The following is a 15,618-nucleotide window of genomic DNA, read 5'->3' on the forward strand; positions in this document are numbered from 1 at the left end:
AGGCAACGGCCCGGAGTCACCAGACTCCGGGCCGTCGCCACTCAGGTGCCGTGGGCGACGTCGCGGGGCCGGGGAGTGGCCGTGACCCGGCGCAGGAAGGCGTCGGGGTCCTCGGTGACTCCCGGCTCGTACGGGGTGACCGTCAACGTGATGCCGAGGTCGTCGACGTCGACGCGCATCGGGATCGCGCCGTCCGGCGGGTTCTCGCGGACGACGGTGACGAACGTGCGGGTGTCCAGCCGCGCCCAGTCGAGTCCGGACCAGCCGAGCTCGGCGCTGCGGGCCTCGAGCCGGCGGGCGACGAGGAACATCAGGTCGTCGGGCCGGGTGTCCCGGCCGCCCAGGACGTCGACCCGCAGGACCCGCGCGCCGTCGACCGCGGCGCTGCGGACGTGGTCGGCGGCAGCCCGGCGACCGAGGGTCTGGGTCGCGGGATCGTGACCCTCGAGCTCCCCCGAGATCGTCGGGAACGGCGAGTCGGCGAAGGAGGACGCGGTCGGCCGGAACATGAGGACGTGGTCACGGTCGCGGGCGAGTGGGTCGACCGGGTGCACGGTCAGCTCGGTGCGCAGCGTGCCACCGTCGATCTCCAGGTCCGCCAGGTGCCGGTCGCGCAGGGGCGGGGCCAGGGCGAGCGCGTGCGCGAGGTCGAGTCCGCGCTCGGGGGCGTGTCCGCGCAGGCGTAGCAGGCTGGCCCCGGGGCCGTTCCAGTCGACGAGCTCTCCCTCGTCGTTCGTCACGAACACGAAGACGCCGATCGTGTCGAGCAGCCGGTCGGCGGGGGTGGCGCTGCGGTCCCACTCCTGGGCGTGCCGGCTGATCCACACCGCGATCAGTACGAAGGGCAGAGACACGATGCTCGTGATCACGGGAACCGTGCTGACGAGGATCAGGATGACGACCGCGTCGACCTGGATGAGCCGCACGGCGATCCGGACGTGCCGCGACGGGTCACTCTGGCGTTGGGTGAACAGCGACACGCAGGCGACCAGCGTCGCGAATCCGTAGGCCAGGTGCGCCGCGTACAGCACCCCGCTGCGGAAGTTGTCCGGCGCCAGTCCCACGCCGGCGCTCGCGAGGACGAGCACCACCGCGGGGAAGCCGAGCAGCGCGCCGACCAGGTACCGGGGCATGCGCCAGCGCGGCAGGACCAGGCGAGCCGCGATGAGGAACACGAGCAGCCCCCCGATCTCGGCGAGCACGAGGAGGACGGCATTGGCCGGTCCGGGCGTCGTGTCGTCGAGGTCGATCAGGAAGCGCCAGAGATTCCACGCGCAGACATCGGCCGCCAGACCCAGCGTGAGCGCGGCCACTCCCGGTCTGCGAAACCGGATACCGAGCATCGACGCGGCAGCGAGCACGGCAGCCGCGAGGTACGCGGCACTCATGGCGGCCATTCTCGCAGCAGGAGGGGCTCCACCTCCACCACCAGAATTCGGGGACCTCGCAGGGTTCGTCAGAGCGAGACGTCGGCCCGCAGGAAGCCGACGGCGCCGGCGGGCGCGGGTGCCGGCTCACGTCGGCTCGCGAACTGCTCGCGGTAGAGCCGGGCGTACAGTCCGTCCTCGTCGGCGAGCAGCTCGTCGTGGGTGCCCTGCTCGACGAGGCGGCCGTCGACGAGGCCGAAGATCACGTCGGCGTTGTGGATCGTGCTGAGCCGGTGCGCGATCGCGAGGGTCGTGCGTCCCGTCGTGGCCCGTTCAAGGGCCTCCTGCACGAGCCGCTCCGTCTCGTTGTCGAGCGCGCTCGTGGCCTCGTCGAGGATCAGGATCCGCGGGTTCTTGAGCAGCACGCGGGCGATCGCGATGCGCTGCTTCTCACCGCCGGACAGCCGGTAGCCGCGTTCGCCGGTCACGGTCTCGTAGCCCTCGGGGAAGCTCATGACCCGGTCGTGGATGTTCGCGTCCTTCGCGGCCTGCACGATCTCGTCGGCCGTGGCGCCCGGCTTGGCGTAGGCGATGTTCTCGCGGATCGTGCCGTGGAACAGGTAGGGCTCCTGCGTCACCATGCCCACGCAGTCGGCGAGGGAGGACAGGGCGATGTCGCGCACGTCGATGCCGTCGATCAGCACCTGCCCGCGACTGACGTCGTAGAAGCGGGGCACGAGGTACGTCGCGGTCGTCTTGCCCGATCCGGACGGCCCGACGATCGCGGCGAGCTGGCCGGGCCGGATCGTGAGGTCGAGGGCGGTCAGCGTCCACGCCTCGTCGTCGGCGGTGGACTCGGCGTCGATCGGGCCCGACGAGTCGTCGAACCGGTCCTTCGCGTGGTCGCCGCTGAGCGATCGGGGCTCGGGGTAGCGGAACCACACGTCGCGGAACTCGATCTCGCCGCGCAGCTCGCCGGGGGTCACGCGCTGCGCGCCCGGACGGTCGACGATCGCGGGCTCGAGGTCGAGGTACTCGAAGATCCGGCGGAACAGCGCGAGGGAGGTCTGCACGTCGAGCGACACCCGCATGAGCTGCAGGAGCGGCATCTGCAGGCGCGCCTGCACGGTCGTGAACGCGACGAGCGTGCCGGCGGTCAGGGTGGCGGGGTCGCCGGGCAGCCGGCCGGCCATGATGAGTCCCGCGACGAGGTAGATGATCGCCGGCGTGATCGCGAAGAACGTCTGGACCGTCGCGAAGAACAGGCGGCCCGTCATCGCCTGCTCGACCTGCAGGCGGGTCTGGTCGAGGTTGGCCTGCCGGTAGCGCTGGGCCTCGGAGCCGCTGCGGTTGAAGACCTTCGACAGCAGGATCCCCGAGACGCTGAGCGACTCCTCGGTGATCGCCGTCATCTCCGACAGGCTCTCCTGCGTGCGGCGGGCGAGCTGCTGACGGCGCTTGCCGACCTTGAGCTGCAGCCAGATGAACAGCGGCATCAGGACGAGGGTCAGGACGGTCAGCTCCCACGACAGGATCACCATCGAGATGAACGCCGCGGTGACGGTGACCGAGTTCTGCAGGATCGACGTGGCCGTGTCGGTCAGCACCGTGCGGACGCCCGCGACGTCGTTGGCCAGTCGCGACTGGATCGCCCCGGTCTTCGTGGTCGTGAAGAACGCCAGCTCCATCTTCTGCAGGTGGGCGAACAGCTCGCTGCGCAGGTCGGCCATCGCCGAGTTGCCGATCGTGGAGGTCAGCCAGTTCTGCGCGATGCCCAGCATCGCCGCGAGGATCGGCAGGGCGCACATGCCCGCCACGAGCCAGCCCAGCAGGTTCAGGTCCGGGCCGCCCTCGCCGAACAGCGCATCGTCGAAGACCGCCCTCGTGAGGAACGGGACGATCGAGGAGAGGATCGCCGAGACCACGACGATCGCGCCGACGGCGACCATCTTGCCCGAGTAGGGCTTGAGCAGGGTCGCGATCCGGCGCAGGGTCGGGGCGTTGTTCGCCGCGATCTCCTCGTCGCTCAGGTGGGTGACCGACGCTCCCGGCCGCGGCACGGCGTCACTCCTCGATCCGGCTCAGCACCACCAGGTCCTCGTCGGCCGGGGTCAGCTCGAGCGTCCCCCACAGCCCGGCCTCGGTCCGCAGCATCGCCCACACGAGCAGGTCACCCTTCGCGAGTTCGGGATCGACCGTGACGGTGAACTCGATGGGGACCGCGTCGGCCTCGATCGCCGTGGCCGCGAGCACCTCGCCGCCGGAGTCCACGACCTTGACGGTGGCCACGGCGCCCGGCGGGATCGCGATGCGCTCGCGGATGGTCAGCGATCCGGTGCAGGTGACGAGACTCATGTCCTGAGGCTATCCCCGGGCTGCTCAAGTGCCCCCCGATCGGTGTGGGATGCGTCGCATCGGCGCGGGCATTCCGGCCGATCATGAGGAAACTCTCATCTTCTGTGCGAGGATTTCGAGGTCACGTCTCGGGGTCGATGACGCACGCGTGGAGATCGCGGAGCCTCTCACCCTCGTCCAGCTGTACGACGAAAGGGTGCTTGATGCGCCGCGCGCTGTCCCTCCTGACCGCGATCCTGCTCGGCCTCACGACACTGGCGGTCGGAGCCGTTCCGGCGACGGCCGCCGACCCCACGGCCGACCTGCAGATCCAGAAGACGGTCGAGGCCCCCGGACCCTACGGACCGGGCGACACGTTCAGCTACACGATCGTCGTCGGCTGCTCCTCGACCAACGACCTGGGCTGCTTCAACGCGGCGGTCACCGACGCGCTTCCCGAGCCGCTCGTGTTCGACCCTGACATCCAGAACCCCGTGACGGCGTCCCTGTCGCCGAGCGCCCCGCTCGACGTCGCCGTCGACGGCACGTCGTTCACGGTCACCCCGAGGCAGACGCTGGGCACCCAGGTCGGCCTGCGTGCCGGTGGCTCCCTGACGATCTCGGTCAACGTCAAGGTGCCCGAGACGACGTCGGCCGACTTCGACGGCGCGAAGCCGCTCAACACCGCCGCGGTGGTCGCCGACAACGCCGACCAGATCACGTCGTCGGCCGTCGTCACGCTCGCGGTCGAGACGACGCTCGTGGCCGACCTCGAGAAGTCCGTCCGTCCGGCGAACGTGTCGGCCGTGCCGGGCAAGCCGGTCGACTGGACGCTGCGCCCGCGCAACCAGTCGAACCAGACCGTCGACGAGATCGTCGTGACGGACGTGTTCGACGATCCCGGTCGCGAGTACGTCAGCTTCACGGGGATCGACGCGGATCCGGCCCCGGCGACGACCGCCAGCACGCGGGTCGAGTACCGGGTCGTCGGGGTGTGGACCACCGAGGAGCCGGCCGACCCGTCGACCGTCGGAGGCATCCGAGTCACGTACACGGGCTCGTACGCCCCGGGCGTGGAGGGCGCGGTCGTCGTCCACACGCAGACCAACGCCCGGGTCGAGACGCTCGCTCCCGGCTCCAGCACGCCGGTCACCAACACCGCCGAGTCCACCGTGCGCAAGGGGACCGCGACGAGCGACCCGGCCGAGGACTCGGCCACCACGAACCTGCTGAGGCAGGACCCGACGGTCACGATCGACAAGACCCTCAGCGACACGACGCTGACCGTCGGCCAGCACTTCACGGCCGACGTGCAGGCCCAGGTCGGCGACCTCGACGTGCACGAGCTCGTGATCCACGAGCCCAGCGACGGCTCCGCCGACTTCGCCGAGCAGGGCATCGTCTTCGACGGCTTCGGCGACCTCGAATGGCCGATCACCGCAGTGCGCGCCACGGTCGAGTACACCTACTCCGACTGCGCGGACTCCTCCGGGACCACCACGACGAAGGACACCCTCGCGGCGCCGACGGCCGACTGCACGGTCACCGGCTTCACGGTCACCTTCACGGCCGCCGACGGTCGGGACGGCATCGAGAGCTCGGCGTACGCCTCCCTGCCGATGAACTTCACGGCGACGACCGACCTCGAGCAGCGGCTCGACTCGACGAACGTCGTCGACACCACGGTCGCGACGACCGAGGGGGCGACCGGCGCCGACGACGACTCCGTCGACTTCTCGATCCGACCGCTCGAGGTGCTCACCGAGGTCGACAAGGTCATCACGCCGAGCCGGATCTGGGCCCTTCCGGGTGCGAACGCCAACATCTCGCTGCCGGCCAAGGTCAGCACGGACTCGACGATCGGCTCGGACGTCCTCACGATCACCGACCCGCCGCGCCCGCCGTCGGACTTCTACGCCGACTTCACGGTCACCGAGGTCGAGAACACCGACATCCCCGAGTGCACGCAGTTGAGCGTCGACTACTGGTCGACCGAGCAGGGCGCCTGGGCGCCGCTGCCGGGGGCCCAGGACGTGGCCGGCGCCGTCGCCAAGTGGGGGACCGTGATCCCGGGCGACGTGCAGACCGACCTCGGCGGCATGCGGTTCCGGTTCGAGCCCCTGCCGACCAACGGCTGCCCGCAGTTGCTGCCGCCGGGATTCAACGTCATCGCGAACGTCGGCGTCGCCCTGCGGCCAGGCGTGGAGAACGCCGACGCGACGCTGACCAATGACGTCGAGTCGTTCGTCGAGAACGCGCAGATCGACAAGTCCGCCACGGCCAGCGCGACCGACGAGATCGACCTCCGCTCGACCGAGGGAGGCGAGGGCCCCGACCTCGTCGACAAGACGTGGCTCACCGACACCGTCCCGGCGCTGTCGGGCGCGACGCGCACGGCCCGCATCGGGTGGGGCACCGACGGGCTGAACTTCGCGAAGGTCGTCATCAGCGACCCGGCGACGGACGACGACGGCGCACTCCCCGAGATCGCCGACTCGGTCTACGACGCCTTCGACCTCGCGGCGATCACGCCGATCACGCCGGCCACCGATCCCCTGATCGTCAACGACAGGGTGACCAAGGTCGAGCTGTTCCAGCTCGGCGCGTGGACCGACGTCACGGCGGCAGCCTGTTCGACGCAGGCCGCCTGCACGGGGACGTTCCCGGGTCTCGAGCTGAGCGACGAGCAGACGGCGAACACGACCGGCGTGCGGATCACCTTCGAGGAGCGCACCGAGGGGGCGGGCGTCGGCTCGTCGTACGCGCGGCGCCCGTTGGACCTCGACTTCACGATTCGCGACACCCTGCGCAGCGACACCGACGCCTTCGTGCTCGGCACGCTCTTCCCGTACGGCTACAACACCGGCGACGACGGGGTCGTGCGCAACTCGGTGCGCGCGCAGGGATCGGGCGGCACGTCCGGTGACTTCTCGGCCCGCGACGGCGACGACATCACGATCATCGACAGCCCGGTCAACACGTCGATCACGAAGACCTTCGACCAGACCGACCTGGGCCTGCCGGACTCCGGGGTCGCGGCGGGGGACTACCCGCTGATCACGGCGACGATCAATGCGCGCAACACCTCGGCCGTGCGGGTCCAGTCGATGCAGATCACCGACCCGGCGCCCGACCAGGCCGCCCCGAACGCCTACGACGTCCTCGAGCTCTACGACATCTCGGCGATCCGCGTCCCGGCGGGTCTCACGCGCGACGACGTCCAGGTGACGGTGACGTACAGGGACCGTGACCCCCTCGTGCTCGACTACAACGATGCGGTCGCGGTCGACCGTGCCGACCTGGTCGGTGCGATCGGCGTCACGGTGCGGTACCGCGACGACGCGATCCTGATCGAGCCGGGGGCCACCGGCGGGGTCGACCTCGTCTACCAGCTGCGCCAGACCCACCGCGGCTCCGGCGACGCGATCGGCGTGACCACCCAGCCGATCCTCAACGAGGCGGCGGTCGCCCTCGACAGCCCCGGGCGGATCCCCTGCCCGGCCCCCGGCTGCTCGCCGGGCACCGACGTCGACGACGCCGAGTTCAACATCGTCAACGCCGATTTCACGATCACGGGCAGCAAGTCCATCAACCCGCCGTCGATCTTCGAGGACCAGTCGAAGGACTACACGACGTCCTTGGTCGGACAGCCGACGGGCAACGCCCGCGGCACCCTCATGATCCTGACGGACAACACGTTCACGTTCTGGAACGTGATGGACTACGTCGGCTCGTCGATCGTGATGCCGGCGCCGTTGAACCAGACGTCGATGGACGTCCTGACGCGCACGAGCAACGGCTCCTGGATCGAGGCGCCGTGGATCAGCGCGACCCCGGGATCGACCGTCAACTACCCCCTGCCCGCAGGAGTCACCACGGACGAGGTCATCGGTGTCAGGTACTCGTTCCGGCAGGTCGTGAACGGCGAGGTCGTGCAGTGGGAGCGTCCGTGGAACCCCCGCGCCTCCGTCGCCCTGCGGACCACCCGCCGCGACACCCAGCGTGCCAACGGCGAACCGGTCTCGACCACGAGGCCGGGCGTCGCCCCCAACGAGGGGCAGACCGTCCCGGGCCTGATCAGCGACAACCTCGGGATCTACGCCGAGGGCCAGTACGGCAACGGCCAGACCTTCCACCGCGAGGCGACGCGCAACGCCGCGACGATCGTGCGGCACCGGGTCAACGCGATCAAGGTCGAGAAGTCGCCCGGCAACACGACCCGACCGCCGACGTACGCGCCCAGTGGCACGGTCCCCTACCAGTTGGTCGTCACGAACACCGGCGCCTGGCCCATGAAGGACCTCACGATCGAGGACCAGTTCGACCTCGTGAACGGCGCCTCCCCCGTCGTCGAGCCCAGTCCCGCGCAGTACTCCTTCGCGTTGACCTCGACCAACCCCGCGAACCCGGCGCCGATCCCGATCCCCGCCTTCACCGCCACGTTCGACCCGGCGACGGCGAAGCTGACCGTCCACGTGCCCGACGGGTTCGAGTTCAAGCCGGGCTGGACGCTGACGGTCAACGCACCCATGAGGTTCGCCGACGACCTGACGGCCGATCAGGTCGTCGCCAACAGCGTGACGGCGACCGCCGATCGCGACTTCGAGACGTGCGCCTACACGGTCGACCGCGCGAGCCAGGACGAGCAGTCCGACGTCTCCACGTGCACCGCCACGACTCACGTCCAGCCGCTCGCCTCGGCGACCCTCGCGATGTCGAAGGGCGTCAAGGGCGACGGCGCGGGCGAGCCCGGCTCCGGCGAGGATGACCTCGGCGTCGTGCACACGGGCGGCGTCGCCGCGAACTGTGCGGCACCGCAGGCCGACGGCTTCTACCGTGGCCTGTGCGTCCCCGTGATCCGGCCCGGTGGCGAGCAGACGTGGCGGCTGTCGTTCCTCAACACGGGCAACACGAACGCGAAGGTCGTCGCCGCGGTGGACACCCTTCCGGCCCTGAACGATCGCGGCGTCATCACCTCCGCGGCGCGCGGCTCGCAGTTCGCCGTGGGGCTGCGCCACCAGTTCAGCGCGACGCTCTCGGGTCTCACGTTCGGCAATGCCGTGGTGCGGGGCTACTACTCGACCGCGCGGCTGAGCACGGCGTGCAACACCAACGCGATCCAGGTCCAGACGACCAACGCCACGCCGGACCCGGTGTGTGCGTTCAACTGGATCGAGTACACGCCCTCGACCCCGAACTCGGCCCTCGCGACCGCCCAGTCGGTCAAGTTCGTCGTGGACTGGTCGTCCGTCCCGGGCGCCGGACTGCGGCCGGGCGAGACCGTGAACCTCGACTTCAACACGCGGACGCCGGCGCAGATCACGCGCGGGTACAACACGACGTCGACGCTGCCCATCGCCTACAACTCGTTCGCCGGGTCGTCGCGCACCGTCGCGACGGCGACCCAGGCCGAGCGCGGCGAGATCGTCCTCGAGCCGACCAAGGTCGGTGTGGCCACGCCGCTGGGCCATCTCACGCTCGCCAAGCGCGTGGTGGCACCGAACTTCTCGGTCCCGATCACGATGCCGGGCGGTTACGCGTTCAACGTCCGGTGCACCTCCAACGGTGAGCCGGTGACCCTGCGCAATGCCGCCGGGAACGTCGCCAACGGTCCGTTCACGGTGTTGGTCGACTCCAGCGGACAGGGCACGACGATCCTGAACTCGGCCGGCACGCCGCTGTCGGTGCCGCTGTTCGCCGAGTGCACCGTCGCCGAGGCCGGCGTCCCCGCGGGCGCGACGGTCGCGCTCGATCCCGCCGACGGGGTCGTGATGGCCGACGCGACCCTCGCGACGGTCACCGGCATCTCGGACCCCTACGTGGGCGCCGTGTCGGGCGAGCGGGTCACGGCCACCAACACGTTCACGGCGGGTGGGTTCACGCTCTCCAAGACCGTCGAGACGGGCGATCCGGTCGACCAGGACGGCGATCCGATCGACTTCGACCGGACGTACACGTTCGGTGTCTCGTGCACGTATCGCGGGACGGTGATCCTCACCGAGACCGTCACGCTCAAGGACGGCGGGACGAAGTCCTGGACCGACCTGCCGACCGCCACCTCCTGCACCGTCAACGAGACGAACGCGCAGGGTGCGACGGTCTCGGTCGAGGTCGACGGCGTGACGAGGTCCCACCCCGCCACGTTCGTGATCGGCGACGGCACGGACGTCGCGGTCGACGTCACGAACACCTACACGACCGGCTCGGTCGCGATCGTGAAGTCCTTCACCGGTGCGGGGGCTCAGGACTGGGCCGACCATCCGGTCACGGTGCGGATGGTGTGCACGCTGAGCGGCGTCACGCCGTCGACGGTCTTCGACGACACCGAGGAGCTGCAGGCTCCCGACGACCTGGAGTGGACCGTCGAGCGCCTGCCCACGGGTGCGTCCTGCACCGTCACCGAGCCGAGGAACGGCGGTGCGAACGAGGTCGTGATCACCGATCCGACCCTCACGGTCGGCGCGGGGACGACGGTCGACGTGGCCATCGAGAACCGCTTCGACGAGGGCTCCCTGACCGTCGTGAAGAACCTGACGGGTCCTGGCGCGGGCGCCACGCCGGTGACCAGCGGCTCGTACGTCGTGTCGCTGGCCTGCACGCGTGAGGTCGACGGCGAGACCGAGACGATCGAGGTCCCCGGCGGTGCCGAGCGGACGATCATCGGTGCAGGGGACGTCACGTACACGGGCCTGCCGACGGGCGCGACGTGCGTCGTGTCCGAGGTGTCCAGCACGCCGAACGCCGATGACGTCACGCTCGACCCGGTCAGCGGATCGGTCACGATCCCGGCCGGTGCCGCCGATCCCGTCGAGGTGAACGTCGACAACCTCTTCGACGAGGGCTCGGTCACCGTCAACAAGACCCTGTCGGGTCCGGGCGCGGACGCCGATCCCGTCGTGAACGGCTCGTACGTCGTGTCGCTGGCCTGCACCCGCGAGGTCGGCGACGACGACGTCGAGGTGCCGGTCCCCGGTGGAGCGGAGCGCACCATCGCGGGTGCGGGTTCGGTGACGTACTCGGGTCTGCCGACGGGTGCGACGTGTGTCGTGGCCGAGGAGTCGAGCACGCCGGAGGCCGACGGGTCGACGCTGTCGCCGGTCGACGGGACGGTCGTGGTGTCGGCGGGTGCCGCCGATCCGGTCGAGGTCACGGTCGACAACGTCTTCGACGAGGGCTCGGTCACCGTGAACAAGACCCTGTCCGGTCCGGGCGCCGACCAGACGCCCGTGATCTTCGGCCAGTACGTGGTCTCCCTGGAGTGCACGCGGGTCGTCGGTGACGACGACGTCGAGGTGCCAGTGCCCGGTGGTGCGGAGCGCACCATCACGGGTGCGGGTTCGGTGACGTACTCGGGTCTGCCGACGGGTGCGACGTGTGTCGTGGCCGAGGAGTCGAGCACCCCGGAGGCCGACGGGTCGACGCTGCTGCCGGTCGACGGGACGGTCGTGGTGCCGGCGGGTGCCGCCGATCCGGTCGAGGTCACGGTCGACAACGTCTTCGACGAGGGTTCGCTGACCGTGAACAAGACCCTGTCGGGTCCGGGCGCGGACGCCGATCCCGTCGTGAACGGCGCGTACGTCATGACGCTCGAGTGCACGCGGGTCGTCGGTGACGACGACGTCGAGGTGCCGATCCCCGGTGGTGCCGAGCGCACGATCACGGGTGCAGGCTCGGTGACCTACTCGGGTCTGCCGACGGGCTCGACGTGTGTCGTGGCCGAGACGTCCAGCACGCCCGAGGCCGCCGAGACGACCCTCACCCCCGAGGACGGCACGGTCGTCGTCCCGGCCGGGGTCGCCGATCCGGTCGAGGTCACGGTCGACAACGTCTTCGACGAGGGCTCGGTCACGGTCACCAAGAAGCTGTCCGGACCCGGTGCCGAGTTCGATGCCGTGAAGAACGGCACGTACGTCATGACGATCGCGTGCACCCGGCCCGTGGGTGACGAGGACGTCGAGGTGCCGATCCCCGGCGGTGCGGACCGCTCGATCACCGGCGCGGGCGAGGCGACGTGGGACGAACTGCCGACCGGCGCACACTGCGTCGTCAGTGAGAAGTCGTCGGTCCCGGAGCCGCAGGACGTCGAGATCACGCCGGAGGGCGGGACCGTGACGGTTCCGGCCGGCGACGCGGCCGCGGCCGCCGTCACGGTCGAGAACCGCTTCGGCATCGGCTTCATGAAGATCCTCAAGACGATCGACGGACCCGGTGGCGGCGTGTTCTCCACGCAGCCGCTGACGTTCCACACCACGTGCGCCCTGCCGAACGAGACGGTCGAGGAGTCGGACGTCACGCTGACCCCCGAGTCGGGCCAGGTCTCGGTCGAGTCCGACGTGCTGGGACCCTTCCCGGCCGGCACCTCGTGTCACGTCGTCGAGACGGACGCGGCCAATGCCGACGCCTCGACGGGGGAGGCGACCGTCGTGATCGTCGAGGGCTCCCGTGACGGGGCGGTCGTCGCGACGATCGCGAACACCTACGGTGCGGGTCTGGTCGACGTCACGAAGGAGGCCTCCGGTGAGTACGCCGACCGGGCCGAGGTGCAGCGGCTCAGGTTCCCGATGACGCTCACGTGCGAGCTGGAGGCGACGGACGAGCAGGGTGCCACGGTGCGCGGCACCGTCCTGACGGCCGAGTTCGCGCTGCGCGCGGGCGCGACGAAGTCGTTCTCCCAGTTGATGCCGACCGGGACGCACTGCTTCGTGGAGGAGACGGACGACGGCGGCGCCTCGGCGGTCCGCATCGACCACGACTCGTTCGAGACGGGAGCGGTCATCGCGTCGACCGACGAGACGGCGCGACTGTCCCTCGTCGTGGAGAACGTGTTCGACACCGACGTCTGGACGCAGGACGCACAGGCGTGCCCCGACTGCGGCCTCGCGGACAGCGGATCGGACGTCTCGCCGGGCTGGATCGCGCTGGGCGGTCTCGGCATCGTGGCGGGTGCGGCCGTGCTGGCCGTCCGGCGCCGCCGCGACGACGCCGCCTGATCACCGGTACGACGCAGCCCCCATCCACACGGATAGGGGCTGCGTCGGGTGACTCACTTGCAGAGCTCGTCGAGCCGCTCGCCCTTCTCCTGCACGGCGGTCGAGATCGCCGTCAGGTCCGAGGAGACCTCCTTGAGCTTCGCCGAGTCGCTGCCGGCGGCCTTGAGGTCGGTGAACGCCTGACCGAGCTTCTCGAACTCCGTCGTCATGTCGGCGAGCGCCTCCTTGACCTCGGTGTTCTCGACCTTGTCGCCCGCGGACTCGAGCGTCTCGGTCATCGTCGTGATCCGGGCGGCGGCCGCCTCGGTGTCGGAGGCGTCGATCGAGCCGAGGTCGCCCATGGCCGACGAGACCTCCTTCGTGGCGGTCTTGCACCCCTCGGCGACGGACTGGCTGTCGTTGCCGCAGCCGGTCAGGCCGAGGCAGAGCGCGATCGCGGCGATGCCGGCAGCGGGCTTGCGGAAGTTCATGGGTGTCCCTCGGGTCGTCGGCGCCCACCCCGATGCGGGCGCCGGATGCCCGAGCATCCTCCCACGCCGCCCACCGGTGGGGTGGGTCAGCGGCCGAACCGGCGCAGCCGCAGCGAGTTGGTGACGACGAACACCGAGCTCGCTGCCATCGCCAGGCCCGCGATCATCGGGCTGAGCGCGCCGGCCGCGGCCAGCGGGATCGCCGCCACGTTGTAGGCGAACGCCCAGAACAGGTTGCCCTTGATCGTGCGCAGCGTCGCCCGCGAGAGCCGGACGGCCGTGACCGCCGTGGCGAGGTCGCCGTGCACGAGGGTCAGGTCGCTCGCGGCGATCGCCACGTCGGTGCCCGTGCCCATCGCGATGCCCAGATCGGAGCCGGCGAGGGCGGCCGCGTCGTTGACGCCGTCGCCGACCATCGCCACGACCCGGCCCTGCTCGCGCAACTCGCGCACGACGTCGAGCTTGTCCTGGGGCGTGACGTCGGCATGGACCGTCTCGATGCCGACCTCGGCGGCGACCGCCTCGGCGACGCGACGGTTGTCGCCCGTCAGCAGGATCGGCTCGAGGCCGAGGTCGCGCAGTGCGGTGACGGCCTGCCGCGAACTGGGCTTGACCGTGTCGGCGACGGTGATCGTGCCCAGCACCCGCTCTCCGGCCGCCACGGCGATGACCGTGCCGATCCGGTCGGTGAGGTCGTCCACGCCGATCCACGCGGGACGGCCCGCCCGCACGCGGACCCCGTCGACGACGCCTTCGACGCCCTGGCCCGCGTGGTTCGCGAAGCCGGTCACCGTGGTGGTCTCGGCGAGCGTGGCGATCGCGCGGGCGACGGGGTGCTCGCTCGCGGCCTCGACCGACGCGGCGAGCCGCACCAGCTCCGCCTCGTCGACACCGGGCGCGGGATCGACGTGCGTGACGCTCATCGTCCCGGTCGTGATGGTCCCGGTCTTGTCGAGCACGATCGTGTCGACGGCCCGGGTGGACTCGAGGACCTGGGGACCCTTGATGAGGATGCCCAGCTGGGCGCCGCGGCCCGTGCCGACCATGAGGGCCGTCGGCGTCGCGAGTCCGAGCGCGCACGGGCACGCGATGATCAGCACGGCGACGGCGGCCTCGAAGGCGTCGACGCCGGGAGCGACGAGCAGCCAGACGAGCAGGGTCAGCGCCGCGATCACGATGACGGCGGGGACGAACCACGCCGAGATCCGGTCGGCCAGGCGTTGCGCCTGCGCCTTGCCCTCCTGGGCCTCCTCGACGAGCCGCGCCATCTGCGCCAGTTGCGTGTCCTGGCCGACGGCCGTGGCCCGCACGACGAGCCGGCCGGACTGGTTCACGGTCGCGCCCGTGACGGTGTCGCCCACCCGGACGTCGACCGGCACCGACTCGCCGGTCAGCATCGACTCGTCGACGGCCGAGGAGCCCTCGACGACCTCGCCGTCGGTGGCCAGCTTCTCGCCCGGCCGGACGACAAACAGGTCCCCGGCGTGCAGGTCCTCGATCCCCACGAGGGCCTCGCGGCCGTCGCGCACGACGGTCACCTGCTTGGCGCCGAGATCCATCAGCGTGCGCAGCGCGGCGCTCGACCGGCGCTTCGCGTTCGCCTCGAGGTAGTGCCCGGCGAGGATGAAGGTCGTGACCGCCGCCGCCGTCTCGAAGTAGTAGTGCATGTGGTCGACGCCGTGGCCGCCGGTCAGGCCGAGCCACAGCTGCACGAGCGACCACACGTAGGCCGCGCCGACGCCCATGCTGACGAGCGTGTCCATCGTGGCCGCGCGGTGCCTCAGGTTGAGCCAGGCCGACCAGTGGAACGGGTACGCGCACCACAGCACGACGGGCGTCGTGAGCGTGAGCGCGACCCACGGCCATCCCGCGAAGTGCAGCGCCGGCACCATCGAGATCGCCATGACCGGGACCGTCAGGATCGCGGCCACGATCAGGCGCCGGCGCATCGACTCGGCCGAGTGCAGCCCGCCGTGGGCAGCGTGCGACCCGTGGCTCGCCGGATCGTGCAGGTGGGCCGTGTAGCCCGTCTGCTCGACCGTCTGGACGAGGGTCTGCGGGTCGACCTCGCCGTGCGCGTGCACGGTGGCCTTCTCCGTCGCGTAGTTGACGGTCGCCTCGACGCCGTCGAGTCGGTTCAGCTTCTTCTCGATGCGTGCCGCGCACGAGGTGCAGGACATGCCGCCGATCTCGAGTCGGTACGTGGTGCCGGTCTCCGTGCGGGTGCTCATGCGAGGGGCAGGTCGCGCGGTCCGGCGAGGGCGTAGCCGGCCTCGTCGACCGCGGCGGCGACCGCGGCCGCCTCGAGGGGTGCGTCGCTCGTGACGGTGACGGCGCCCGAGGCCAGGTCGACGTCGACCTGCTCGACGCCCGCGAGCGCCGAGATCTCCTCGGTGACGGCCGCGACGCAGTGGCCGCAGGTCATGCCGGTGACGGTGTACGTGGACGTGGTCATGC

At 70.7% G+C, this 15,618-nt stretch carries 7 protein-coding genes; 1 reads left to right on the forward strand and 6 read right to left on the reverse strand.

Translation table 11 applies throughout. The annotated features are described in order from the left end of the window. Positions 1–41: 41 nt before the first annotated feature. From ACT26F_RS14030 to ACT26F_RS14040, 3 genes are all read right to left on the reverse strand, one after another. Positions 42–1,388, reverse strand: coding sequence for a hypothetical protein (locus tag ACT26F_RS14030; RefSeq protein ID WP_471671164.1), 1,347 nt, complete (start codon positions 1,386–1,388; stop codon positions 42–44). 68 nt (positions 1,389–1,456) lie between these two features. Further along, positions 1,457–3,427 carry an ABC transporter ATP-binding protein gene (locus tag ACT26F_RS14035; RefSeq protein ID WP_471671165.1) on the reverse strand — a complete coding sequence of 657 codons (1,971 nt, stop codon included), beginning with the start codon at positions 3,425–3,427 and terminating at the stop codon, positions 1,457–1,459. A 4-nt stretch (positions 3,428–3,431) separates the two neighbouring features. Then, on the reverse strand, positions 3,432–3,722 hold the full coding sequence (locus tag ACT26F_RS14040) for a YbaY family lipoprotein (protein ID WP_471671166.1): 291 nt from the start codon (positions 3,720–3,722) through the stop codon (positions 3,432–3,434). A 203-nt stretch (positions 3,723–3,925) separates the two neighbouring features. On the opposite strand from ACT26F_RS14040, the gene ACT26F_RS14045 reads away from it, so the two are divergent. Further along, positions 3,926–12,691: a DUF5979 domain-containing protein gene (locus tag ACT26F_RS14045; RefSeq protein ID WP_471671167.1), complete on the forward strand. Its 8,766-nt coding sequence runs from the start codon at positions 3,926–3,928 to the stop codon at positions 12,689–12,691. A gap of 53 nt (positions 12,692–12,744) precedes the next feature. Here ACT26F_RS14045 and ACT26F_RS14050 read toward each other — a convergent pair whose 3' ends face one another. The 3 genes from ACT26F_RS14050 to ACT26F_RS14060 all read right to left on the reverse strand — a co-directional run bounded on the left by ACT26F_RS14050 (position 12,745) and on the right by ACT26F_RS14060 (position 15,616). Continuing rightward, positions 12,745–13,161, reverse strand: coding sequence for a hypothetical protein (locus ACT26F_RS14050; protein ID WP_471671168.1), 417 nt, complete (start codon positions 13,159–13,161; stop codon positions 12,745–12,747). Positions 13,162–13,247: 86 nt separating this feature from the next. Then, positions 13,248–15,392 carry a heavy metal translocating P-type ATPase gene (locus ACT26F_RS14055; protein ID WP_471671169.1) on the reverse strand — a complete coding sequence of 715 codons (2,145 nt, stop codon included), beginning with the start codon at positions 15,390–15,392 and terminating at the stop codon, positions 13,248–13,250. After that, positions 15,389–15,616, reverse strand: a complete 228-nt coding sequence (locus ACT26F_RS14060) for a heavy-metal-associated domain-containing protein (protein ID WP_471671170.1) — start codon at positions 15,614–15,616, stop codon at positions 15,389–15,391. Before ACT26F_RS14060 ends, ACT26F_RS14055 begins: the two co-directional genes overlap by 4 nt. Positions 15,617–15,618: the final 2 nt, after the last annotated feature.

This window comes from Aeromicrobium sp. SP1 (assembly GCF_055663785.1).

Coding starts and splice junctions, on each gene's coding strand:
- ACT26F_RS14030 (WP_471671164.1), bottom strand. CDS start 1,388: ATGAGTGCCGCGTACCTCGCGGCTGCCGTGCTCGCTGCCGCGTCGATG.
- ACT26F_RS14040 (WP_471671166.1), bottom strand. CDS start 3,722: ATGAGTCTCGTCACCTGCACCGGATCGCTGACCATCCGCGAGCGCATC.
- ACT26F_RS14060 (WP_471671170.1), bottom strand. CDS start 15,616: ATGACCACGTCCACGTACACCGTCACCGGCATGACCTGCGGCCACTGC.
- ACT26F_RS14055 (WP_471671169.1), bottom strand. CDS start 15,392: ATGAGCACCCGCACGGAGACCGGCACCACGTACCGACTCGAGATCGGC.
- ACT26F_RS14045 (WP_471671167.1), top strand. CDS start 3,926: ATGCGCCGCGCGCTGTCCCTCCTGACCGCGATCCTGCTCGGCCTCACG.
- ACT26F_RS14050 (WP_471671168.1), bottom strand. CDS start 13,161: ATGAACTTCCGCAAGCCCGCTGCCGGCATCGCCGCGATCGCGCTCTGC.